We start from the raw sequence: 22566 nt of genomic DNA, 5'->3' as shown, positions 1-22566 counted from the left end.
TCATTCTCCTGATAATTGGCTCGCCAGAAGGGTCGCGCCGTCTAGTGCAGTTCCCTGCGGTACAATACAGCGAGTCTGCCATTGGTTTGCAAGCTTAGGCTGGTAGTATTGACCTAGGCTACCGAGAAATACGATAGCTAACTCATTATTTTCACAGCAATCTTTTACAAGAGACTCGATATGTTCGACGCCTCGGCGAATGATGGTTTGGGCCACTACACAACCTTGATTGGCGCTGTCAGATACCGCTGGCGCAAGCTGCGCATAACGTGTGGCGTTTGCCGTTTTGACCCAATTTAAAACCTCTAAACGGTGTGAGCCTACTGTTAAGCGAATAACATCGGCCAAAGTGTTGGACTGGCCTACATCTATTGAGTGAATCAAAGCGCGAACCGCTTCAAACCCCAGCCAGGCGCCACCGCCTTGATCGCCGATAGGGAAGCCCCACCCGCCAATCAAAGCGACGCTATTATCTGGGTTCAATCGAGTCGCAACGGTGCCAGTACCAATCGCGATGCAGTTTACCGCGTTTCCATTCGCCGCGCCTGCCAAACTGATGTGCGCATCAGTTGTAACCAAGCGATTTGGAAATGATGACAGTGCACTATCGAGCTGTTGTTTTAGCTCGCTATGACTTGCGCCAGCCACGCCGGCTACCAACATGCATTGAGCAGGCGAAAGCTGATGTTGTCGCAGCATTTGTTGTACACCGCTGACGATAGTTTGTATTCCTTGCTTACCCTGTTGGGTTAATGAGGAAGGGCCAGTCGTCAGTGTGCTGACATGTTCAGCACCGTTGTGACACGCAAGCGTTAATTGAATGGCGGTCTTAGTGCCACCGCCATCAACCGCTAAGTAATGGGTAATCATTCTTTCACAGTCTGTAGTTGGTTCTGTTCTTGCTCCTGCGCTTTACCCAATAAACACACCAATGTCGACACGGCAGTACCGATACAGAGCTGGTAAGGGAACGCAAGTCTCACGCCCACCCAGTCAGGGTGGATCACTCCCATCACGCTGTCCCAAATATACGCTTGAAGCAGTAATGTCGTGAGGAAGCCCGAAAGCAGTGCCATCGCCACAGAGGACTCACTGCCACGGTTGGTGAAGATAGCGGTAAAGTAAACCCCCAGCAGACCGGTGTAGGCAAACACCATCACACTCAGTGCGAAAGACAGTAGCGGCATATCTGTGTACTGCTGCCAGTAGTAGCAGAGTATCGCCATGCTGCCCAGAGCGAGTGCGGCAGCAGCCATACCGAATCGGCCCGCTGTGACATAATGAAGCTCAGCTTGCTTGCCGCTGCGGGTTTCTTTCCATGGACGGTAAATGTCCTGAATCGCCACCGATGACATCGAGTTCAAACCAGAGTTTAGAGTTGAAAGCGCCGCGGCAACCACACCGACAGTAACCAAACCACGCAAGCCTGCAGGCATTTCGTTCAGGACGTAGTACATAAAGATAGTGACATTTTCACCGTTGAAGCTTTGTATGACTTCTTTGTTGCCGCCACCCATCAATTCTGGACGTTGATAGAAGATGTACAACAGCAGACCAATCGACATAAAGATCAGCACAACTGGGATTGAGTAGAGGATGGAATTGATCATCGCTCTTGAGCCTTGTTTGGCATCTTTACATGTCAGGACCCGTTGAGTCATGTCCTGATCGAGGCCAAATGCTCCGATGTTTAAGAGTACGAAACCGGTAATGCACGCCCAGAAGCTAAAAGTACCCGCTGGACCAAAATCAAGACTGAAATCCAGTAACGTCAATTTTGATTGTTGGTCACCACCTGGATTTTGTAGTGCGTTGACGATTAGTCCCATATCCGCAGGGATCTGGCCAAGCAGGTAGATGATAACCGCAATCGCTGCACCAACGTAGACGATAAGCTGAATCAGATCACTCCAGATGACAGAACGAATGCCGCCCATGTAGGTATAAGCTAAGCCCACTGCAACAAGGATCACTACGGAAGTAATCACACTTTCTGGTTCAATATTGGTGAACAAAATCATCGAAACGGCAATCGCAGCCATGTATAGACGAGAACCAGAGGCGAATACCCGGCCGATAAGGTACATACTGCCCGCGCGACGTTTAGTTTTATTGCCAAAGCGCACTTGCAGCAGCTCGTATACGGTCGAGACTTTGTTTTCATAGAAGCGAGGGATTAGTACCCAAGCAACGAATAGCGCACCGATAATCCCACCGATGTTTGTCGCAAGGTAAGTTAAGTTGCCACGATAGCTCGATTCTGGCCCGCCTAGAAAGGTTGCAGCAGATTGTGAGGTAGCCAGAACAGAAACCGCAACGACCCACATCGGCATGCTATTACCGCCTAAGAAGTAGTCTTTGGTCGTGGTGATTTTCGTCCGGCTGAAGTACCAACCGGTATAGATGATGATAGCGAAATAGATCGCAAACACCGTCCAGTCAAGTGAGGTAAACAGGGTATTCATAGCAACTCCTTAGCATGACTATATTATTGTCGTTTTGTATAGAGTGGCGCTATGAATAGCGGTTAGCAAAAACCTATTCCTTGCTGGAATAATCACCAGTTGGATTGTGTGAGCGGAGTATCAGAGTTCTGCTATTTTTATTCCAAATAAGATAAGGTGAAGGAATACTTATTCCAACATTAAACTGAAATTCGTTACACTCTAACTATTCCTAATACAGTTTACGATTACTTCGACGAGGCGACTGGCTATGAAAGGGTTGGCAAAAGTGAAAGCATTATTGCCCAAGCTTTCTCCATCTGACGCGAAAATTGGTCAATACTTGCTGGATCATCCACAGCAAGTTAAGAAAAGCTCGTCACCAGAACTAGCCAAAGCGATCGGTGTCAGTCAGTCGACGATTGTAAAATTCAGCCAGAAGATCGGTTATCACGGTTTTTCTGAAATGAAGCTCAAGCTGTATGAGAGTGAACTTGCCTATCAGCCCGTTTCGCGCAAAATGATTCATGGTTCAATTACCCGTAATGACCTTCCTGATCTGGTGATGGAAAAATTGCTTGCCAGTAAGCACCAATCATTAGAACGCACCGTAATCCTCAATGACGGCGAACAGGTACAAAACGCTGCCCAGTATTTGCATTTGGCGGAAAAGATTCAGGTCGCAGGTGTTGGTGCTTCTTCGCTGGTAGCGAAAGACCTCGCGTTCAAGCTGATGAAAATTGGTCACGCGGTACACGCCGAACACGATACTCATGTGCAGATTGCCAACGCATCTGCCCTGAGCAACAAAGATGTCCTGGTCGCCTTGTCTTATTCAGGGCGTAGTCAAGAAGTGATTAAAATTGCACAGTTGGCACGAAGCAAAGGCGCTAAGGTGATTACCGTCAGCCAGTTTGCGCCGACGCCTCTGGACAAATATGCGGATATCAAACTGATCAGCGCAGCCGATGAAGAACAGATTCGTAGCTCGTCGATAACAGCGCGTGACAGTCAATTGATGATTACCGATTTACTCTTCATTGCATTGACTCAGCGAGAAGAGCAGGCTGACCAGTTAATTGAACAAAGTAAGTCCGCGGTGGCGGCGTTAAAACAATAGCATAGAAATAATGAAGGAAACCTTATGGGACCGTTGTGGCTAGACGTGGAAGGCTGTGAGCTAAGCGTAGAAGATAAAGAAATTCTAGAGCACCCGACCGTGGGAGGGGTGATCCTGTTTGCCCGCAACTACCATGACAGCGAGCAGTTACTGGCTTTGAACCAGGCTATTCGCCAGGCGGCAAAGCGTCCGCTGTTAATTGGCGTCGACCAGGAAGGCGGACGGGTGCAAAGGTTCAGAGATGGTTTCAGTCTGATCCCGGCCGCACAGCAGTATGCTCAGTATGATAATGGCGAGCAGCTGGCGCAGCAGGCTGGCTGGTTAATGGCCGCGGAGCTGATTGCCCATGATATCGACCTCAGCTTTGCACCTGTATTGGACAAAGGCCATGACTGCCGGGCGATAGGCAACCGCGCCTTTGCGGATAACGTCACCGACATCATACGCCTGAGCAGCGCATTCATGCATGGCATGAAAAGTGTCGGTATGGCGACCACGGGGAAACATTTTCCCGGCCACGGTGGCGTGATTGCCGACTCGCACCTTGAGACGCCTTTCGATGACAGAGACGATATTTTTACTACTGACATGCAGATATTTCGCGCTCAGATTGAAGCGGGCAGCCTGGATGCGGTGATGCCGGCTCACGTGGTTTACCCCCATTATGATCCCAATCCCGCCAGTGGTTCGCCTTTCTGGCTGAAACAGGTATTGCGCCAGCAGCTTGGTTTCAGCGGGATTATCTTCTCAGATGATCTGACTATGGAAGGGGCCGCGGTGATGGGCAGTGCGGCCGAGCGCGCAAAGCAGGCTCTGAATGCCGGGTGTGATATGTTGTTGGTGTGTAATCAGCGCTGCGCTCAGGAACAGGTTCTGGACGCGCTGCCGATCACGCAAGTCGGTCAGGCAACCGCGTTACTCAAACGGCAGCAGTTTAGCCTGTCGCAGCTCACCCGCAGTGCGGAGTGGCGTTCAGCCAGACAAGCGTTGGCGCCTTTGGTGGAACAGGGGTAGCTCGATAAACGATCAGAGTAAAGGCTGCTTAGTGGAAGCCAAGCAGCTCTTTGAGGGTTTTCAGGTAGCGGCGGCTGACCGGAATTGGGTGGTCGCTTAAGGTAATGATCTCGGCCAGACCGTTTTCCATCAGCTTAATTTCTTTGATCGCTTTGATATTGACCAGGTACTGTCGATGGCAGCGCACCAGTGGCGTTTTCTCTTCCAGTGTTTTCAGCGTCAGTTGGCTGGTGGCCGTCTGGTCATGAGTTTTGACCTGGACCCCGGCAATATCACTGTAAGCACACTCAATGTCCTGGGTGGCGATAATCATAATCCGGTTATGGCCGATGCAGGGTACCTGATCCAGTGAGCTGGGGGCGAGCACAGTCAGATCCGGTCCGGCGGCAAGTTCGCTTTTCACCAGTCTTTGTACCGTCTTTGCCAGCCGTTTTTCATCGACAGGTTTGAGCAGGTAGTCAAAGGCATTATCTTCAAAGGCCTGAACGGCATATTGGTCGTAAGCGGTGACAAAAACGATTTTCGGCATCGAATCCGGATCGAGCATCGCCAGAATTTCAATGCCGGTGATTTGCGGCATCTGGATGTCGAGAAACACCACCTGGGGTTTCAGTTGATTGATCTTTTTCAATGCCTCGACGGCATTGCTGGCCTGATCGATAACCTCGATCTGTCCGGTCTCTTCCAGTAACTCAGTCAGTTCTTCGCGCGCAAATTGCTCGTCATCGACGACCAGGGCTGTCAGCATTTCCTTAATCCTTAATTGGGAATGATAAAGCTCATTTTGGTGTATTGGTTTTTCAGGACTTCAATGTGTAGTGCGGCTACCGCGCCAAACTGATTAGTCAGGCGTTTATCGACGATCTGCATACCCAGTCCGGAGTGTTCGTCCTTAGGTTTACTATAGCTGCCGGCATTGTCCTCTACCGTAATTCGATAACCATCCGCGACAGGCTGACTGTATATACTGATTTTCCCGCCGGTCAGCAACTGAGAAATACCGTGCTTTATCGCATTTTCGACCAAGGGTTGTAGAGTGAAGCTGGGGAGTTCCCGTTTTAGTAGGGAATCATCGATGTTGATCTCCACTTCAAGCCGGTCGGTAAAGCGGGCTTTTTCGATGGTCAGGTAGGAGTTGACGTGTTCCAGCTCCTCTTGCAGTGTCACGGTTTCGATATTCTGCTTCAGGTTACTGCGGAAAAACTGCGACAGGTGCTGGATCAGTTCACGGGCTTTCTGTGGATCCCGCCGGACCACCGCACTGATGGTGTTGAGGGCGTTGAACAGGAAATGCGGGTTGACCTGAGCGTGCAGCAGTTTAATTTCGACCTGGGCTAACAGGGACTGTTTCTGCTGATAGTCGCCATAGAGGATCTGGCTGGCCAGTAACTGGGCGATACCCTCCGCCATCGACATGTTGATGGTCGAAAACAGTTTCCGCTTCGGCTCGTACAGTTTTATGGTACCAATCACCCGGTCCCCGGCACGAAGAGGGATGATCAATGCAGAACCGAGTTTACATTTCGGCGAGATCGAGCATTGATAGGGGCGTTCTTTTCCGTCCAGATAAATAATGACGTTGTGTTGTATGGCGTCGATGGTGCTTTGCGACGAGATCGGGGTTTCCGGTTTGTGGTGGTCATCACCAATGCCGACGAAGGCCAGAATTTTTTCCTGATCGGTAATGGCGACCGCGCCAACGTTAGTCTCCTCGTAGACGATTCTGGCGATTTTATCGGCGTTCTGGCTGTTGAAACCGGTTGCGAGTATCCCGACCGAGCGCTCGGCAATATTCAGCGCCCGGCGCGAGAAGGTGGCCGAATACTCTTCAAAAATGGTTTTCCTGTCCTGCAGTATGCTCATAAACAGCGCTGCACCAACCGAATTAGCGATGATCATTGGCGCGGCGATGGCCGAAACCAGGGTATAGGCCTGATCAAACGGTTTGGCGACGAGCAGAATAATCAGCATCTGCACCACTTCGGCAACAAACGTGACGGCAAACACCGCACTGGGGTTGAACAGCTTGACGCCTTTACCCTGACGCATCAGGTGGGCATGCATCAGCCCGCCAATCAGCCCTTCTGCAGTGGTGGAAATCGCGCAGGCCAGATCGGTGAAGCCGCCCAATGAATAGCGGTGCAGGCCGCCGGTCAGTCCCACCAGAGTGCCGACAACCGGCCCACCGAATAAGCCGCCCATGACCGCGCCAATTGCTCGGGTGTTGGCTATCGCATCATTGATCTGTAAGCCAAAATAAGTGCCCATGATGCAAAACAGTGAAAACAGCACGTAAACGATGATCTTATGACTTAAGCGGCCAGAGATACTGAGCAGAGGTAGGAAAATCGGCGTTTTACTCAGCATATAAGCCAGTACCAGATAGACGCTCATTTGTTGCAGCAGAGAAGAGACAAGATCCATAACGCTTTCCGATGGCGGTGACATCCCCATTTTAGGTAAGTTATGCTGCTGATAACAGCGGTTATGCGGCAATTTAGCCAAATAGAGTATGAAACTCTTTGTGTAAATATTTATTTACATCAAATGTTTCTTTATTTTTACACTTGATTTTGTTTTTGTAGCTGTTAATTTGTTGGCTATAGAGAGGGGAGCCCAAGATCACCTCTAGGTGTAAAAAATAAAATACAGGTCGAGTCATGCAAAAAAGTGAATTGAGTAATATTAATATCAGTGATGAACAGGTACTGATCACTCCGGACGAGTTGAAAGCGAAGCTGCCTCTTAGTGACAAAGCGCGCCGCTTTATCCAAGAATCCCGTCAGACCATTGCCAACATCATTCATAAGAAAGATCACCGTTTACTGGTGGTTTGTGGCCCATGTTCAATTCACGATGTCGACGCAGCCAAAGAATACGCCAAACGTCTTAAGGCCCTGTCTGAGCAGCTCAGTGATCAATTATACATTGTAATGCGGGTGTACTTCGAAAAACCGCGTACCACGGTAGGCTGGAAAGGCCTGATCAACGACCCGCACCTGGATGGCAGCTTTGATATTGAGCACGGTCTGCATGTCGGACGTGATCTGCTGGTTGAACTGGCTGAAATGGAAATCCCGCTGGCGACGGAAGCGTTAGATCCTATCAGCCCGCAATACCTGGCAGACACTTTTAGCTGGGCCGCGATTGGTGCCCGTACCACCGAATCGCAAACACACCGTGAAATGGCAAGTGGTCTGTCGATGCCTATCGGTTTCAAAAACGGCACAGACGGCAGCCTGTCGACGGCGATCAACGCGATGCAGGCCGCGTCATCCAGCCACCGTTTTATGGGTATCAACCGTGAAGGTCAAGTGGCACTGCTGACCACCCAGGGCAATTCTAATGGTCACGTGATCCTGCGTGGTGGTAAACAGACCAACTACGATTCAGTTTCGGTAGCGGAATGTGAGGAAGAGCTGGGTAAAGTCGGGCTGGATTCGGCATTGATGGTCGATTGTAGCCACGCTAACTCTCGCAAAGATTACCGCCGTCAGCCGCTGGTGGCAGAAGATGTGATTCATCAGATTCGTGAAGGAAACAAGTCGATCATCGGCCTGATGATCGAAAGTCATCTCAATGAAGGAAACCAGTCTTCAGATTTAGCGATTTCTGAGATGCAATACGGCGTCTCTATCACCGATGCCTGTATCAATTGGGATTCGACTGAGGCACTATTACGTCATGCTCATCAAGAGCTGGTGCCGTTTTTAGAGAACCGGCTGAAAGGTTAATGGAAAGGGAAGTCGAATGGCTGTAGAACTCAATCAATTGCGCGACCAGATAGATTCAGTCGATAAACAGATGTTAGAGCTGTTGTCGCAACGTCTGGCCCTGGTGGAAAAAGTCGGAGAAGTGAAAAGTGAGCATGGATTGCCTATCTATGCGCCTGACCGGGAGGCGGCGATGCTGGCTTCCCGTCGTGCTGAAGCGGAAAAGATCGGTGTACCACCACAATTAATTGAAGATATTTTGCGTCGCACTATGCGTGAATCCTACGCCAGTGAGAAAGATTCCGGCTTCAAATGCCTCAAGCCTGAGCTCGGCCCGGTGGTGATCGTCGGCGGTCACGGTCAACTGGGTGGCCTGTTTGCCCGCATGTTCCGCTTGTCTGGTTACCAGGTCAGAATCCTGGGCAGCCAGGACTGGGACAATGCCGAGCAGATTCTGGCCGGGGCGGGACTGGTCATGGTGTCTGTCCCTATCCATCTGACTGAACAGGTTATCGCCAAACTGGGTAAGTTGCCGCAGCAGTGCATCTTGTGTGACCTGACCTCCATTAAGTCTAAGCCGCTACAAGCCATGTTAGCGACCCATTCGGGTCCAGTGGTCGGACTGCACCCGATGTTCGGCCCGGATGTACCTAGCCTGGCCAAGCAGGTGATTATTCATTGTGAAGGGCGTGGTGGCGAGCAGTACCAGTGGCTGCTGCAACAGTTTGCCATTTGGGGTGCCAGCTTGTGCCCGATTAATGCGGAAGATCACGACCACGGTATGACTCTGATCCAGGCGCTACGTCACTTCACTTCATTCGCTTACGGCCTTCATCTGAGCAAAGAGAATCCGAGCCTGGATACTTTGCTCAGCCTGAGTTCGCCTATCTACCGGCTGGAGCTGGCGATGGTCGGGCGGTTGTTTGCCCAGGATCCTAACCTGTATGGTGATATTATTCTGTCGTCACAAGAGAACGTTGAGATGATCCGTCGCTTCCATAGCTGTTTTGGCAATGCGTTGCAGCTATTGGAAAGTGGTGATAAACAGGCATTTATCGAGCAGTTTAACTCGGTCAGCGAGTGGTTTGGTCAGTATTCTGAGCAGTTTATGCGGGAGAGCCAGAACTTGCTTAAGCAGGCCAACGATTCCATCCATCGCGGTTAACGCTGGCAGCTTCTGCTCACTTCGGGCTTGATTGATTGTCTAAGGCACTGACGGGTTCAGTGCCTTTTTTGTGGTCATAATGGCGCGGAGCAATCAGCTATGATCACCAAGGTCGGAGAGATATTCAATATTACGGTGCAGTAGGGCATCGTCGCCAACATTCAGCTCAACCAGGCGCTTAAGGTGGCTGATGCTGTCGATATCGATATGGTCGATGCTGACCCGCAACACTTGTGATCCCACGTCGACCAGCCGAGCGCTGAGATCAATTTCAATGTCGCTGCCCGGCAGAATAAAAGAGATGAATGCCGGATGCTCAGGATCCAGATTGGCGCAGTCCGCGTCGCTATAAAGCAATAAACCATGCATCGACAGATCCTGCACGTGGCAGGCTAGCTGATGTTCCCCTTGAGTCAGAGTGGCAGGGGCTCGATAGACAATGCGGGAAAAGCGGCGGCGCTCAGGCATGATGATACTCGCTCTGCTGAATATTCCATTAGAGATGTACTGTGAAGCCTAGCAGAAATCTGCCTTAAGACTGAGGGTTAGCTCCTGAAATGCCTAACTTTTCGAACTGTGATTGATAAAACGCCGGGTAGATCAAAAAAGGCCGCCCAAAGGCGGCCTGACACATAAAACTAGACAGAGCTTATTTAGTAATACGCTTGTACTTGATGCGGTGTGGTTCTGCCGCTTCAGGCCCAAGGGTTTTCTTCAGCCAGTCCATGTATTCGGTGTAGTTCCCTTCGTAGAAGTTCACCTGACCTTCGTCACGGTAGTCGATGATGTGAGTCGCGATACGATCCAGGAACCATCGGTCGTGCGAGATAACCATGGCACAGCCCGGGAATTCCAGCAGCGCTTCTTCCAGTGCACGCAGAGTTTCTACGTCCAGGTCGTTGGTTGGTTCGTCGAGCAGCAGAACGTTGCCGCCAGCTTTCAGCAGCTTCGCCAGGTGGACACGGTTACGCTCACCACCAGACAGTTCGCCGATCACTTTCTGTTGATCGGAGCCTTTGAAGTTAAAGCGAGAGCAGTAGGCGCGCGCCGGAATTTCAAAGTTGTTGATCTTGATGATGTCGGCACCTTCGGAAATCTCCTGGAAGACGCTGTTCTTGTCGTTCATTGAATCACGGAACTGATCCACAGACGCCAGTTTCACGGTATCGCCCATCTCAATACTGCCCGAGTCAGGCTGTTCCACGCCACTCAGCATCTTGAACAGGGTTGATTTACCGGCACCGTTAGCACCGATGATGCCGACGATGGCACCTTTTGGCATACTGAACGACAGATCATCAATCAGCACGCGACCGTCAAATGATTTGCTCAGGTTCTTCACTTCGAGCACTTTGTCACCCAGGCGCTCACCTGGCGGGATGAACAGCTCGTTGGTTTCGTTACGTTTCTGGTGATCAGAGCTTTGCAGTTCTTCAAAACGAGCCATACGCGCTTTAGATTTCGCCTGGCGGCCTTTTGGATTCTGACGAACCCATTCCAGCTCTTTCTCGATGGTTTTCTGGCGAGCTTTTTCCTGCGACGCTTCTTGTTGCAGACGGGCGTCTTTCTGCTCCAGCCATGAGGTGTAGTTACCCTGCCATGGGATACCTTCACCACGGTCCAGTTCCAGAATCCAGCCAGCGGCGTTATCCAGGAAGTAACGGTCGTGGGTAATCGCCACTACGGTACCGGTGTAATCCACCAGGAAGCGTTCCAGCCACGCAACGGATTCAGCATCCAGGTGGTTGGTCGGTTCGTCCAGCAGCAGCATGTCTGGTTTTTCCAGCAGCAGGCGACAAATGGCCACGCGGCGTCGTTCACCACCGGACAGGTTGGCGATTTTCTGATCCCATTCAGGCAGGCGAAGGGCATCTGCGGCGCGTTCCAGTGCATTGTCCAGATTATGGCCGTCTTTGGCCTGGATCAGCGCTTCCAGTTCACCTTGCTCTTTAGCCAAGGCATCAAAATCGGCATCCGGCTCAGCATATGCGGCGTATACGGCATCAAGACGCTTCAGGGCACCGGCAACATCAGAGACGGCTTCTTCCACCACCTCACGTACGGTTTTGCTCTCATCCAGCACCGGTTCCTGCGGCAAATAGCCCACATTCAAGCCGGGTTGAGGACGGGCTTCACCATCGATATCAGTATCAATGCCTGCCATGATGCGCAGCAGGGTCGATTTACCTGCGCCGTTTAGACCAAGTACCCCGATTTTCGCTCCAGGGAAGAAGCTCAGTGAGATGTCTTTAAGGATCTGCCGCTTCGGTGGCACAATCTTGCTCACCCGCGACATGGTATATACGTATTCAGCCATTGCCGGATCGTTCCTAAACAGTAAAAGAAGTAACGCTGCATTCTATACCAATCGCAGCGGTTTTGTTACCCGCCCGGCAGCGATTCCCTTGCATTGATTTGTGTTGAGCAAGTTGTAAGCAAGGCTGACAGGGAATGGTCAGCTAAGTCACGCTGTGGTGAATTATTTGTGATTTTCTCCGTAAGACTTTGCAACCTTGCTTACAATTAGCATTAATAGGAGTCCCGATAAATAATTCGTTCAGGATGTGACGAGATGACGCAACTGTTTTCAAAATTGCCGTCCCGCTGGCTTGCCAGCGTATGTGCCTTGACCTGCGGCAGCGTGTATTCTTTATCTGTGTCCGCGGCAGATCTTCATTCTCAGCGTGAATGGTACGACCAAGCCCAGCAGATGCTCGACGATCGCCAGTTGGACGCCTATCAGGCACTGCGAGACAAATTATCAGATTACAGCCTGACGCCTTATCTGGACTACCGAATATTTATTCTCGAGCTAGCCGAAAAATCCCCCCAGCAGGTTGAACAGTTTATCAGCCAATACAGTGAGTTGCCGTTTTCCAACCGCATTCGGGCACCGTACCTGCAGCAACTGGCCAGCAACCAGCAGTGGCAGAAGCTACTGCAGTTTCAGACCGCAGAGCCGAGAGGTGAGGTCTATCAGTGTCTCTACTATCGGGCGCAGCTGGAAACCGGACAGACAGAGTCCGCCTTTAAAGGGGCTAAGAAGCTATGGCTGAGCGGGCAAAGTATCGCTGACGAGTGCGATCCGCTGTTTAAAGCACTGGACCAAGCCGGACAGAAATCAGATAACCTGATCATTGAGCGAATGTTGCTGGCATTTGACAGCCGCAATATCAGTTTGATGAGTTATCTCAGCAAGCAGTTAAAAGGCAAAAAAGCCAAGCAGACCGCTGAGAGTATGTTAGCGCTGGCGCGTAAACCAGACAGTGTCGTTAAGTTTGCCAAATCGCAGCCAGCCAATCGTATCAGTCGTATGCAGGCGCAATATGCGCTGGAAAAACTGGCCAGACAAGATGCAGATAAAGCCAGAAAAGCCCTCGAACCGGTTGGCAGGGCGCTCGAATTTGAGCCCGCCCAATCTAAGCCACTGGCTGACTATATTGCCGGCTATCTATTTGATGCGGAAAACGCAAACAGCATTGCCTGGCGAGATCAAACCATTGCTCAGTCCAGCAGTGTAGCGCTGATCGAGCGTCGGGTGCGTCTGGCTATTCAGCAGGCCGATTGGTCTGATGTAGCCAAATGGATTAACCGACTGCCCGAGCAGGCCAGAAGCAACCTACGTTGGCAGTACTGGCTGGGGCGCAGCGAACTCAATTCGGGCAAGCGCGGTCAGGGAGTACAGCGGCTGGAAGCGCTGTTAGGACAGCGTAATTTCTATAGTGTAGCGGCAGCAACGGAAGTAGGACGCTCGGTGGTATATCCGACCACTACGGTGAGTTTGAAGAGAGAACAGCTCAAGCCCTATCAAGCCAGCTTAAGCCGAATTGCCGAGTTGATTGCCCGTGATAAAATTGCAGCGGCTAAAAGTGAATGGTACTGGTTACTGCAGCGGGTTCCCGCCAGCGAACGCGAGATGTTAGCGGCCTATGCTGCGGTTAAGCGCTGGCACCACCTGACCGTGACGGCCAGTATTCAGGCTAAAATGTGGGACAACTTGGAAATGCGTTTCCCCATTGCGCATAAATGGTGGTTTAACTTCTACGGCGAAAAGCATGGTATTAGCCCGGTTACTTTAATGTCGCTGGCCAGACAGGAGAGTGCGCTGGATGTGGAAGCCCAGTCACCGGTCGGAGCCAGAGGCATTATGCAGATCATGCCTTCAACGGCAAAATATACCGCCAAGAAATTTAACCTCAGCTATGAGGGGGCCGATGATCTGTACGAGATTGGCAAAAATATCGAAATTGGCAGCCAGTACTTCAGCAGTCTGCTCAAGCAGTACGACAATAACCGCATCTTTGCCCTGGCGGCCTATAATGCTGGCCCTCACCGGGTAAAACGGTGGCGCGAAGCCAGCGCAGAAAAGCTGGATGCTTATGCCTTCATCGAAGCGATACCGTTTCGTGAAACGCGGGGCTATGTACAAAATATCCTGATGTTTGAAACCTACTATCGTGATTTGATGGGGGTAGATGGTGCCTTTTTGACCGAAGCGGAAGTACGGACAAAATATTGATTACATTCAACGTGCAAGGCCCTACAATCTAGCCATCTCTATCTGTCGGGGAAAGGAAATGTCGACCCAACCAGAATATAGCGATTGGCAACAGATACTCGATTTGGTTGCCGGCGCGGCCGAAACGGGTGAGCATGAATTGTTGCTGACTATGCTGATGACACCGGATGAACGTAGCGCTATGGTCGCGCGAGTTAATATTGTCTGTGAGTTGTTGAAAGGTGAGTTGTCGCAGCGTCAGATCAGCCAGATGCTGGGCGTAGGTGTCGCTACCATCACACGTGGCTCTAATGAATTGAAAGCCAGAACAGATCAGGAAAAGCAGCAGATTGCCCAGTTATTAATGATGGATTCGCCGTCACAGCGCGACGGCGAATAAGCGCTGTTACAGGTTGGCTGGAAAGTGGTCAGGGTTGCTAAACGGGATCAGGGCCAGGATCAGTGCCTGATGGTAGACCGAGCTGCGCGTCAGCTGATGATCGGTCAGCAAACCAATCGCGCCACCTTTCTGTTTAATATTCTGCGTACCGAACACTTCATCCATCACATCACCTAATTCATTGGCATCCGCCAGTTTCTCAACCACTTCTGGTGGCAACATGACACTGGCCGAGCGTGACTGGCCGCGATGAGTCGAAGACTCAATCACCATCCAGGCGAAAGTCACATCAGCTTCTATACCGGCTTCCAGACCGACATAAAAGTCCGCCCCCGGCTTTTGTTGTTTCGCATTGGCTACCCGGTTGCGCGCTCCCTGATAAGTTTCCTGATCGGACATCGGTTGATCGGCGACACCGCTCGGTACGCTAACCCCTTCAAACTGCCAGTTGACCTCTGGAAAAGCGGTACAGAACGCGCTTTCCACCGCGTTGATTTTGGCCGGGTTAAGCGACGCGACAATCACATGTTGAACTTGCATAGTCTTCCTTTCAAGCTGATGACTGGCTTTCGCCAGTGCTGTAAGTCGCCGGATATTATATCAGTTTCACTTGAGTGGGTTTGACGTTTTCACTCGGGTAGCAGCCCAGCACCTTAAGGTGTTGAGTTAGCTTGGTCAGTTCAGCGATCGCCTGCTGCATCTCCTCTGAGGCAAGATGGGCTTCCAGATCAACATAAAACATCTCTTCCCAAGGGTTACCCATGATCGGGCGTGACTCCAGCTTGGTCATATTGATGCCATAACGTTGCAATACCAGCAGTGTTTCTACCAGAGCACCCGCTTCCTGGGAGGTGGACATGATCAGGGTCGTCTTGGCCGGGATTTGCGGCGACACTTCCACCGGCTTGCGCGCCACGACGATAAAGCGGGTATGGTTTTCGGTCTGGTTGGCGATATTGCCCTGGATTGGCTGCAGGCCATACAGCTTGCCGCTGGTGGCATTGCCGATCGCCGCGACATCATCACGATTGAGTTGTTTGACTTTTTGCATTGCATCTGCGGTGCTGGCGCAGGATTCCAGCGTTACCCCTTTCAAGTGGCTGAGGAATTCACTGCACTGCTGGTGGGGCTGTGGGTGCGAATAAAGCGTGGTTAGCTGCTCGAGCTGGATATCGGATGTTGCCAACAGGCAGTGCTCAATCGGCAGTGTCAGTTCGCCGACGATATACAGCGTAGTGTGTTGCAACAGGTCATACACTTCGTTAATCGAGCCGGAACTGGTGTTTTCAATTGGCAGCACGCCATAGTCGGCGTGTCCGGACTCAACCGTGCTGGCTACTTGTTTAAAATGCTCGCAGTTGAGTTCGATCAGCTCCATATTCTTGCGGCTGAAAAATTCGCGACTGGCCAGGTGGGAATAGGAGCCTTTGGCTCCGAGAAAAGCGACTCTGGCGAGTGGTTTTCGACTCTGCGGATTGGCTAGGTTTTGCAGATAAGATTGCTGCAGCAACACGGAATCTTCGATGATGGTGTGGAAGATCTTAGTGATATATTGGGCGTCTAAACCGTAGCTATCGTGGCCTTTGGTGATCAGTTTGACCAGTAATTGCTGTTCACGATCGGCATCACGCACTGGTTTGGACGTTTCCACCTTGCTCTTCGCCACTTCAATACTCATCTTGCGTCGCTCAGACAGCAGACTAAGCAATTGGTCATCTAATTGGTTCAGACGCAGTCGAATCTCGTCCAGTGAGTATTGTTTATCTGTCATGAAAATTTCCTTGCTCATAAAAAAGCCTCCCTGGTGGGAGGCTTTCTGTTCGTTTTTGACCTGTTTTTCGTCAACGAGCTAGCCTCCAAAATGGCTGGCGTTAAAAAAGAAGTCAAAAAGAAACAGTGGGTTCATATTACTAGCGCGTTTAATCGGTGTCTAAACACAATAAGCAAGCGACATGGTAGCGTCAAGCAAAAAAATAGCGCCTGGCGGCGCTATCGTTGAATTTGGTCTATTCGGAAATTTCTTCCTCTTCCAGTGTCGGCTTTTCTGCTCGTCTGGCTTCAGGTTTATGACGAAGCTTATTGAGCTGTCGCTCCAGCTTTTGTTCCACTTCATTTACGGCGATATACAGATCCTCATGGGTTGCAGATGCGACCAACTGGCCTTTTGGAACGGTGATGATAGCTTCGAATTTTTTCTGTTTATTCGGTTCCTCACTGAAGCTGGCCTGACATGAAATAATGTCGACTTGCCACTTTTCCAGTTTTTTAAATTTGCTCTCGATATGAGCACGGATTGCAGAGGTGATGTCGATGTTTTTACCGGTGATGTTTACTGTCATAGTTGTTTTTCCTCTGTTGCATCCCTCATGGGTTAACTTCAGATTACTGCTTTAGTGAGGAAAAAATGTGATCTGTATCATTAATATTTGGCGTTTTTTCAAGGAGAAAACTAAATGTGATCTGTTTCAAGAACTGTCGAATCACACAGTAGAAAAAGCTTGTGATTTGTTGTCAGACCGCTAGATTGGGAAGAGTAGCACACTAAAAATCACTGGTTTTTTAGGGAATTGTTACAGCCTAAAATTCATCAGAGTTCAATTCTTGTTCAATCCCACTTTGTGATCCTTATCCGATTTTTATTCAAACCGTCGAGATTCGCTTACCTATTTTAATGGCTCAGAGAGCGGGAGTGTGACAGGTTTTTTTCTGACCACGATACGTAAACAGTCAAAAAAACCGCTGTTGGACAGCGGTTTTAGTAAATAGCAGTGGCGAGCTAAACTAGAGTCACAGCGCGTTTAGCTTGATAAGCTCTTCAGTGCGGGCAACCGCGTCATCCAGTCCCAGCTCTTGGTAGGCTGCCAGTTGGATTTGCAGCGACTTGCGGGCCGCTTCAGTACCTGGGAATGCTTTCTGCAGTTCTTGTGAACGTTTTATCGCTGCGATCCAGGCTTTGCGGCGCAGGTAGAAATCCGCAGTAGCAAGATCATAATCCGCCAGGCGGTTTTTGATAGCGATCATCCGTTTTTGCGCATCGGCCGCGTACGGACTTTGCGGGTATCGCTCCAGCAGGCGACGAAAATCGATAAACGCGGCCTTGGCTGGCTCAGGGTCTCGATCGCTGCGATCGACATTGAACAGATCGTGCATAAAGTTACGGTCTTGAGCCATATGGGTCAAACCACGCATATATAGCACCCAGTCAAGTTTGTCGTGGGTCGGGTTGAGGCGGGTAAAACGCTCTATGGTACCCAGAGCCAATGCCAGATCGTCATTCTTGTAGTAGGTGTAAATCAAATCCAGTTGGACCTGTTCGGTGTATGCTCCGAATGGGTAACGGGTATCTAACGCTTCCAGTCTTTCTTTTGCGGTAACCCAGTTGCCGCTTTGCAAGGCTTCTTGAGCTTGTGAATAGAGTTCGGAAGGAGCCACATCAGGGACGATTTCTTCGCTGCTTGAGCAGCCGAACAACAGAGATAAAGCTAATAAACCTGATAACGTATGCTTTTTCATGTCAGCAGACAAATCCTTGCAGTAAATATTTTTTGGTGTTCGTTACTTTCTTAGCAGTAACAGATACAATGAATCAATCATCTATTTTTTCACAGTAGTGAGTATTAGTCTCACGGTTTTTTAAAAAGTTCGATATGGCCCAACAGATTGAATTAACCAACACCATAAAAGAAAGCCAGTTAGGGCAGCGACTCGACCAGGCGATAGCGGAGCTATTCTCCGATTTTTCACGTTCACGACTCAAAGAGTGGTTACTCGAAGGCAAAGTCCAGGTCGATGGCGAAGTGGTCACCAAACCCAGAACCCGAGTTATGGGAGGCGAAACCATCAAACTGCAGGCCGAGCTGGAGGATGAAGTGCGTTGGCTACCCCAGGATATTCCGCTGGATATTGTCTATGAAGATGACGACATTATCGTGATCAATAAGCCGCGTGACTTTGTTGTTCACCCCGGGGCGGGGACTCCGGACGGTACAGTACTGAATGCACTGCTGCATCACTTTCCCGATATCGCCGAAGTTCCTAGGGCGGGGATTGTGCACCGTTTGGATAAAGACACCACCGGCTTAATGGTGGTCGCGAAAACGGTACCGGCACAAACCCGTTTGGTTCGCGAGCTGCAAAAACGTAACATCACCCGTGAATATGAGGCGATTGCTATTGGCCGCATGACCGCAGGCGGGAAAGTGGAACAGCCGATCGGACGTCACGCCACTAAGCGGACTCTTATGGCGGTTAGTCCTATGGGTAAGCCAGCCGTTACGCACTATCGGGTGGCGGAACATTTTCGTGAACATACCCGGATTCGGTTGCGGCTGGAAACCGGGCGTACTCACCAGATCCGGGTTCACATGGCTTACCTGCAGCATCCTCTGCTGGGTGACACCGCTTACGGTGGCCGAGCACGAATTCCGCAAGGAGCGACGGAACAACTGGCAGAGATGATCCGTCAGTTTGATCGTCAGGCTCTACATGCGGTTATGCTTAGATTCAACCATCCGATTACCGACGAACCGCTGGAGTTCCATGCGCCGGTACCTGACGATATGGTAATCATGACCGAAGCCCTGCGCCAGGATGCAGAGAAGCATGGTCTGGAGCAAGATTTTTAATATGGATTTGATCGTACCTAACTGGCCTGCACCAAAAAATATTAAAGCCTTTGCATCAACGCGTGTGGGTGGTGTGTCCGAGGCTCCTTATCAAGGGTTGAATCTGGGAAGCCATGTTGGGGATGATTTGGACCGAGTAGTGAAAAATCGCCACTTGCTGCAACAGCAGGCGGCGATGCCGAGTCATCCCGTTTGGCTCAATCAGACCCATTCCACTGTAGTAGCCGAAATAACCAGTCCTACAGCGGATATCATCGATGCTGATGGCGCCTATACCCAGAAAGCGGGTGTGGTCTGCTGTGCAATGACAGCTGATTGCTTACCTGTTCTGTTGACCAACACACATGGCGATCAGGTGGCGGCAGTGCATGCCGGTTGGCGTGGGTTAGCCAGTGGCATCCTTGAGCTGGCTGTGGAGAAATTTGACGGTGAAATTTTAGCGTGGCTCGGCCCCGCTATCGGCCCCGACGCCTTTGAAGTCGGCGAGGATGTGCTGACCGCCTTTACCGATAGACATCCACAGGCCAAACAGGCATTTCGCCCCGGCAATGATCCTGGTAAGTGGTGGGCGAACATGGCTCAGCTGGCTACGCTACGCCTGAAACTGGCTGGCGTCGGTCAGGTGTTTGACTGCGGCCTCTGTACCTATTCGTTGCCAGAAAGATTCTATTCTTACCGCCGTGACGGAGTCACCGGACGGCAAGCGACCTTCATCTGGATGGAATAACGCTCACAGTTACTGTTGTAACTGTGATAGTTGATCATCCTGCCCTTGAAAATAGACCATTGAGTAACCATCTTTTTAACTGTTAAGAATGCTCATCTCAGTTGAGGTTAAGAAGGTTGATATGCGTCTAGATAGATTTACCAGCAAGTTCCAGATTGCGATTTCTGATGCACAGTCGTTGGCGTTAGGGCGTGATCATCAATATATTGAACCGGTCCACTTAATGGTGGCTCTGCTTGATCAAAATGGCAGCCCGATACGGCCGCTGTTGACCATGCTAAATGTTGATGTTACCCAAATACGTTCAAAGTTGGGGGAAATACTTGACCGTCTGCCTAAAGTCAGTGGCATCGGTGGCGACGTTCAGTTGTCCAGCAGCATGGGGACGCTGTTTAATCTTTGTGACAAAGTGGCCCAGAAGCGTAAAGATGCCTACATCTCATCAGAGATATTCTTACTGGCGGCCTTGGAAGATAAAGGCCCGCTAGGCAGTCTGTTAAAAGAAGTCGGCCTGACAGAGCAGAAAGTGAGTGAGGCGATAGATAAAATCCGTGGTGGCCAGAATGTTAATGATCCTAATGCGGAAGAACTGCGCCAGGCGCTGGAAAAATTCACCATCGATTTAACTGAGCGGGCAGAGCAGGGCAAGCTTGACCCTGTCATCGGCCGTGATGATGAAATCCGCAGAACCATCCAGGTACTGCAACGCCGGACCAAAAATAACCCGGTGATTATCGGTGAACCCGGTGTAGGTAAAACGGCGATTGTTGAAGGCTTGGCGCAGCGTATTGTCAACAATGAAGTCCCTGAAGGACTGCGTAACCGGCGGGTATTAGCACTCGACATGGGTGCGCTGGTGGCTGGTGCCAAATATCGTGGTGAATTTGAAGAGCGGCTGAAATCGGTCCTGAATGAGTTGGCCAAAGAAGAAGGCAACATCATTCTGTTTATTGATGAGATCCACACCATGGTCGGTGCCGGTAAAGGTGAAGGCTCAATGGATGCGGGTAACATGCTCAAACCTGCCCTGGCCCGAGGTGAGCTGCATTGTGTCGGTGCCACCACTTTAGATGAATACCGCCAGTATCTGGAAAAAGATGCGGCGCTGGAACGCCGATTCCAGAAAGTATTGGTCGACGAGCCGACGGTGGAAGATACCATCGCCATTTTGCGCGGTTTAAAAGAGCGCTATGAGTTACACCATCATGTTGAGATTACCGATCCGGCCATAGTGGCGGCGGCAAGTTTGTCGCACCGTTATGTGTCTGACCGGCAACTGCCGGATAAAGCTATCGATTTAATCGATGAAGCAGCTTCCAGCATCCGAATGCAAATCGACTCCAAACCGGAAGCTCTGGACAAATTAGACCGGAAAATCATTCAGCTGAAAATTGAGCAGCAGGCGCTGAGCAATGAAACTGATGAGGCCAGCGAAAAGCGCCTGGCGACATTAAACGAAGAGTTGTCTGAGCGGGAAAGGGAGTATGCCGAACTGGAAGAAGTCTGGAATGCGGAAAAAGCCGCCCTTTCCGGCACCCAGCATATTAAAGCGGAACTGGAGCAGGCTCGGATGGACATGGACATTGCCCGCCGTGCCGGTGATCTGAACCGGATGTCTGAACTGCAATATGGTCGTATTCCGGAACTGGAAAAGCAGCTCGATCTGGCTACGCAAGCTGAGATGCAGGAAATGACTTTGTTGCGTAATAAAGTCACCGATAATGAAATCGCCGAAGTGTTGTCGAAACAGACTGGTATCCCGGTATCGAAAATGCTCGAAGCAGAAAAAGAAAAACTACTGCGTATGGAACATGTGCTGCACGAAAGAGTGATTGGTCAGGGCGAAGCGGTAGAAGTAGTATCAAATGCCATCCGCCGTAGTCGTGCCGGATTATCGGATCCTAACCGTCCGATAGGTTCATTTCTGTTCCTTGGTCCGACCGGGGTTGGTAAAACCGAGCTGTGTAAGACACTGGCAAGCTTTATGTTCGACAGCGAAGATGCCATGGTTCGGATCGATATGTCCGAGTTTATGGAAAAACACTCGGTTGCCCGATTGGTAGGTGCGCCTCCCGGTTATGTAGGCTATGAAGAGGGTGGTTACCTGACAGAAGCCGTTCGCCGTAAACCTTATTCAGTGATTCTGCTCGATGAGGTTGAAAAAGCGCACCCGGATGTATTTAACATTTTGCTTCAGGTGCTCGATGATGGCCGGTTAACCGACGGGCAGGGTCGCACGGTAGATTTCCGCAACACTGTGGTGATCATGACTTCTAACTTAGGCTCAACCCGAATACAGGAACATTTTGCTTCACTCGACTATCAGGGGCTTAAAGACATCGTAATGGAAGTGGTCAGCCAGCACTTCCGGCCAGAATTCCTTAACCGGGTTGATGAAAGCGTGGTCTTCCATCCACTTGGTCAGGAAGACATTAAAGCGATTGCTTCTATTCAGCTGCGCAGACTAGCGAAGAGAATGGAAGAAAAAGGTTATATCCTGGAAGTATCGGATAAAGCACTGGAGTTGATAGCTCAGGTAGGTTTCGATCCTGTATATGGTGCACGACCGTTAAAACGAGCAATTCAGCAGAGTGTCGAGAACCCGCTGGCCAAAGATATTCTTTCCGGCAAGTTGCTGCCCGATAAAAAAATCCAGCTGGTGGAAAGTAATAATCAGATTATTGCTCATCAGTAACGGTTATTTCAGACGAGGTTTTACTCGATATAAGGGAGGCAATTCCGCCTCCCTTACTTATATTGCGCTTGAAATGGTCGATTCTTGAGCGGTTAAATCACAGAACCAGGCTTTATGTAAATAATCGCTTGTCTTTCATTATTCGACGCCTATAATGCCCCTCCG

The 22566-nt window shown here is 50.4% G+C and carries 19 protein-coding genes and 1 other annotated feature; of the genes, 9 read left to right on the top strand and 10 right to left on the bottom strand.

The window, feature by feature from the left end; all coding sequences use genetic code 11:
• Positions 1–870: a BadF/BadG/BcrA/BcrD ATPase family protein gene (locus ACQY6F_RS00095; RefSeq protein WP_428771210.1), complete on the bottom strand. Its 870-nt coding sequence runs from the start codon at positions 868–870 to the stop codon at positions 1–3.
• Positions 867–2465, bottom strand: coding sequence for a sodium:solute symporter (locus tag ACQY6F_RS00090; protein WP_428771208.1), 1599 nt, complete (start codon positions 2463–2465; stop codon positions 867–869). The genes ACQY6F_RS00095 and ACQY6F_RS00090 overlap by 4 nt, the downstream gene beginning before the upstream one ends.
• A 250-nt stretch (positions 2466–2715) precedes the next feature.
• On the opposite strand from ACQY6F_RS00090, the gene ACQY6F_RS00085 reads away from it, so the two are divergent.
• Positions 2716–3564 (top strand): MurR/RpiR family transcriptional regulator, encoded by an 849-nt coding sequence (locus tag ACQY6F_RS00085; protein WP_428771206.1) that lies wholly within the window; start codon positions 2716–2718, stop codon positions 3562–3564.
• A 24-nt stretch (positions 3565–3588) separates the two neighbouring features.
• The gene (nagZ, locus tag ACQY6F_RS00080) at positions 3589–4578 is read left to right on the top strand and encodes a beta-N-acetylhexosaminidase (protein WP_428771204.1); all 990 of its coding nucleotides are present in this window, start codon (positions 3589–3591) and stop codon (positions 4576–4578) included.
• A 28-nt stretch (positions 4579–4606) separates the two neighbouring features.
• On the opposite strand, the gene btsR is transcribed toward nagZ, so the two are convergent.
• Positions 4607–5326: a two-component system response regulator BtsR gene (btsR, locus tag ACQY6F_RS00075; protein ID WP_428771202.1), complete on the bottom strand. Its 720-nt coding sequence runs from the start codon at positions 5324–5326 to the stop codon at positions 4607–4609.
• An 11-nt stretch (positions 5327–5337) separates the two neighbouring features.
• Positions 5338–7002, bottom strand: a complete 1665-nt coding sequence (locus ACQY6F_RS00070) for a LytS/YhcK type 5TM receptor domain-containing protein (RefSeq protein WP_428771200.1) — start codon at positions 7000–7002, stop codon at positions 5338–5340.
• A gap of 236 nt (positions 7003–7238) precedes the next feature.
• Between ACQY6F_RS00070 and ACQY6F_RS00065 the strand changes: the two genes are divergently transcribed.
• Together ACQY6F_RS00065 and tyrA are read left to right on the top strand one after the other, a co-directional pair.
• Complete coding sequence (locus tag ACQY6F_RS00065; RefSeq protein ID WP_428771198.1) at positions 7239–8312, top strand: 3-deoxy-7-phosphoheptulonate synthase; 1074 nt, start codon at positions 7239–7241, stop codon at positions 8310–8312.
• Positions 8313–8328: 16 nt separating this feature from the next.
• The gene (tyrA, locus tag ACQY6F_RS00060; RefSeq protein ID WP_428771196.1) at positions 8329–9456 is read left to right on the top strand and encodes a bifunctional chorismate mutase/prephenate dehydrogenase; all 1128 of its coding nucleotides are present in this window, start codon (positions 8329–8331) and stop codon (positions 9454–9456) included.
• A 93-nt stretch (positions 9457–9549) separates the two neighbouring features.
• Here the strand turns inward: tyrA and ACQY6F_RS00055 are convergent, their stop codons facing one another.
• Together ACQY6F_RS00055 and ettA are read right to left on the bottom strand one after the other, a co-directional pair.
• Positions 9550–9924, bottom strand: coding sequence for a PilZ domain-containing protein (locus ACQY6F_RS00055; protein ID WP_428771194.1), 375 nt, complete (start codon positions 9922–9924; stop codon positions 9550–9552).
• 181 nt (positions 9925–10105) lie between these two features.
• A complete protein-coding gene (ettA, locus tag ACQY6F_RS00050) occupies positions 10106–11773 on the bottom strand; it encodes an energy-dependent translational throttle protein EttA (protein ID WP_428771192.1) in 1668 nt (555 codons plus the stop codon).
• Between the two features lie 255 nt (positions 11774–12028).
• Here ettA and sltY point away from each other — a divergent pair, with 255 nt between their 5' ends.
• Positions 12029–13975, top strand: coding sequence for a murein transglycosylase (gene sltY / locus ACQY6F_RS00045; protein ID WP_428771190.1), 1947 nt, complete (start codon positions 12029–12031; stop codon positions 13973–13975).
• Positions 13976–14033: 58 nt separating this feature from the next.
• Positions 14034–14354, top strand: coding sequence for a trp operon repressor (trpR, locus tag ACQY6F_RS00040; protein WP_428771188.1), 321 nt, complete (start codon positions 14034–14036; stop codon positions 14352–14354).
• A 6-nt stretch (positions 14355–14360) separates the two neighbouring features.
• Here the strand turns inward: trpR and yjjX are convergent, their stop codons facing one another.
• The 4 genes from yjjX to ACQY6F_RS00020 form a co-directional block, all read right to left on the bottom strand.
• Positions 14361–14894, bottom strand: coding sequence for an inosine/xanthosine triphosphatase (gene yjjX / locus ACQY6F_RS00035; protein WP_428771186.1), 534 nt, complete (start codon positions 14892–14894; stop codon positions 14361–14363).
• Positions 14895–14949: 55 nt separating this feature from the next.
• Complete coding sequence (gene pheA / locus ACQY6F_RS00030; RefSeq protein ID WP_428771184.1) at positions 14950–16125, bottom strand: prephenate dehydratase; 1176 nt, start codon at positions 16123–16125, stop codon at positions 14950–14952.
• A 15-nt stretch (positions 16126–16140) separates the two neighbouring features.
• Positions 16141–16264 (bottom strand) — a sequence feature (Phe leader region).
• A 96-nt stretch (positions 16265–16360) separates the two neighbouring features.
• Complete coding sequence (gene hpf / locus ACQY6F_RS00025; RefSeq protein WP_428771182.1) at positions 16361–16693, bottom strand: ribosome hibernation-promoting factor, HPF/YfiA family; 333 nt, start codon at positions 16691–16693, stop codon at positions 16361–16363.
• Positions 16694–17141: 448 nt separating this feature from the next.
• Entirely contained in the window at positions 17142–17867 is a 726-nt protein-coding gene (locus tag ACQY6F_RS00020) for an outer membrane protein assembly factor BamD (protein ID WP_428771180.1), read from the bottom strand.
• A gap of 134 nt (positions 17868–18001) precedes the next feature.
• On the opposite strand from ACQY6F_RS00020, the gene rluD reads away from it, so the two are divergent.
• The 3 genes from rluD (at position 18002) to clpB (ending at position 22401) form a co-directional block, all read left to right on the top strand.
• Entirely contained in the window at positions 18002–18979 is a 978-nt protein-coding gene (rluD, locus tag ACQY6F_RS00015) for a 23S rRNA pseudouridine(1911/1915/1917) synthase RluD (protein WP_428771178.1), read from the top strand.
• Between the two features lies 1 nt (position 18980).
• Positions 18981–19706 (top strand): peptidoglycan editing factor PgeF, encoded by a 726-nt coding sequence (gene pgeF, locus ACQY6F_RS00010; RefSeq protein WP_428771176.1) that lies wholly within the window; start codon positions 18981–18983, stop codon positions 19704–19706.
• Between the two features lie 121 nt (positions 19707–19827).
• Positions 19828–22401: an ATP-dependent chaperone ClpB gene (gene clpB / locus ACQY6F_RS00005; protein WP_428771174.1), complete on the top strand. Its 2574-nt coding sequence runs from the start codon at positions 19828–19830 to the stop codon at positions 22399–22401.
• Positions 22402–22566 lie beyond the last annotated feature (165 nt).

The sequence above is a fragment of the Vibrio sp. genome, assembly GCF_050299255.1.
Taxonomy (GTDB): Bacteria; Pseudomonadota; Gammaproteobacteria; order Enterobacterales; family Vibrionaceae; genus Vibrio.
This window is presented reverse-complemented; position numbering and strand designations above follow the sequence as displayed.

Coding starts and splice junctions, on each gene's coding strand:
- ACQY6F_RS00095 (WP_428771210.1), bottom strand. CDS start 870: ATGATTACCCATTACTTAGCGGTTGATGGCGGTGGCACTAAGACCGCC.
- ACQY6F_RS00090 (WP_428771208.1), bottom strand. CDS start 2,465: ATGAATACCCTGTTTACCTCACTTGACTGGACGGTGTTTGCGATCTAT.
- ACQY6F_RS00085 (WP_428771206.1), top strand. CDS start 2,716: ATGAAAGGGTTGGCAAAAGTGAAAGCATTATTGCCCAAGCTTTCTCCA.
- nagZ (WP_428771204.1), top strand. CDS start 3,589: ATGGGACCGTTGTGGCTAGACGTGGAAGGCTGTGAGCTAAGCGTAGAA.
- btsR (WP_428771202.1), bottom strand. CDS start 5,326: ATGCTGACAGCCCTGGTCGTCGATGACGAGCAATTTGCGCGCGAAGAA.
- ACQY6F_RS00070 (WP_428771200.1), bottom strand. CDS start 7,002: ATGGATCTTGTCTCTTCTCTGCTGCAACAAATGAGCGTCTATCTGGTA.
- ACQY6F_RS00065 (WP_428771198.1), top strand. CDS start 7,239: ATGCAAAAAAGTGAATTGAGTAATATTAATATCAGTGATGAACAGGTA.
- tyrA (WP_428771196.1), top strand. CDS start 8,329: ATGGCTGTAGAACTCAATCAATTGCGCGACCAGATAGATTCAGTCGAT.
- ACQY6F_RS00055 (WP_428771194.1), bottom strand. CDS start 9,924: ATGCCTGAGCGCCGCCGCTTTTCCCGCATTGTCTATCGAGCCCCTGCC.
- ettA (WP_428771192.1), bottom strand. CDS start 11,773: ATGGCTGAATACGTATATACCATGTCGCGGGTGAGCAAGATTGTGCCA.
- sltY (WP_428771190.1), top strand. CDS start 12,029: ATGACGCAACTGTTTTCAAAATTGCCGTCCCGCTGGCTTGCCAGCGTA.
- trpR (WP_428771188.1), top strand. CDS start 14,034: ATGTCGACCCAACCAGAATATAGCGATTGGCAACAGATACTCGATTTG.
- yjjX (WP_428771186.1), bottom strand. CDS start 14,894: ATGCAAGTTCAACATGTGATTGTCGCGTCGCTTAACCCGGCCAAAATC.
- pheA (WP_428771184.1), bottom strand. CDS start 16,125: ATGACAGATAAACAATACTCACTGGACGAGATTCGACTGCGTCTGAAC.
- hpf (WP_428771182.1), bottom strand. CDS start 16,693: ATGACAGTAAACATCACCGGTAAAAACATCGACATCACCTCTGCAATC.
- ACQY6F_RS00020 (WP_428771180.1), bottom strand. CDS start 17,867: ATGAAAAAGCATACGTTATCAGGTTTATTAGCTTTATCTCTGTTGTTC.
- rluD (WP_428771178.1), top strand. CDS start 18,002: ATGGCCCAACAGATTGAATTAACCAACACCATAAAAGAAAGCCAGTTA.
- pgeF (WP_428771176.1), top strand. CDS start 18,981: ATGGATTTGATCGTACCTAACTGGCCTGCACCAAAAAATATTAAAGCC.
- clpB (WP_428771174.1), top strand. CDS start 19,828: ATGCGTCTAGATAGATTTACCAGCAAGTTCCAGATTGCGATTTCTGAT.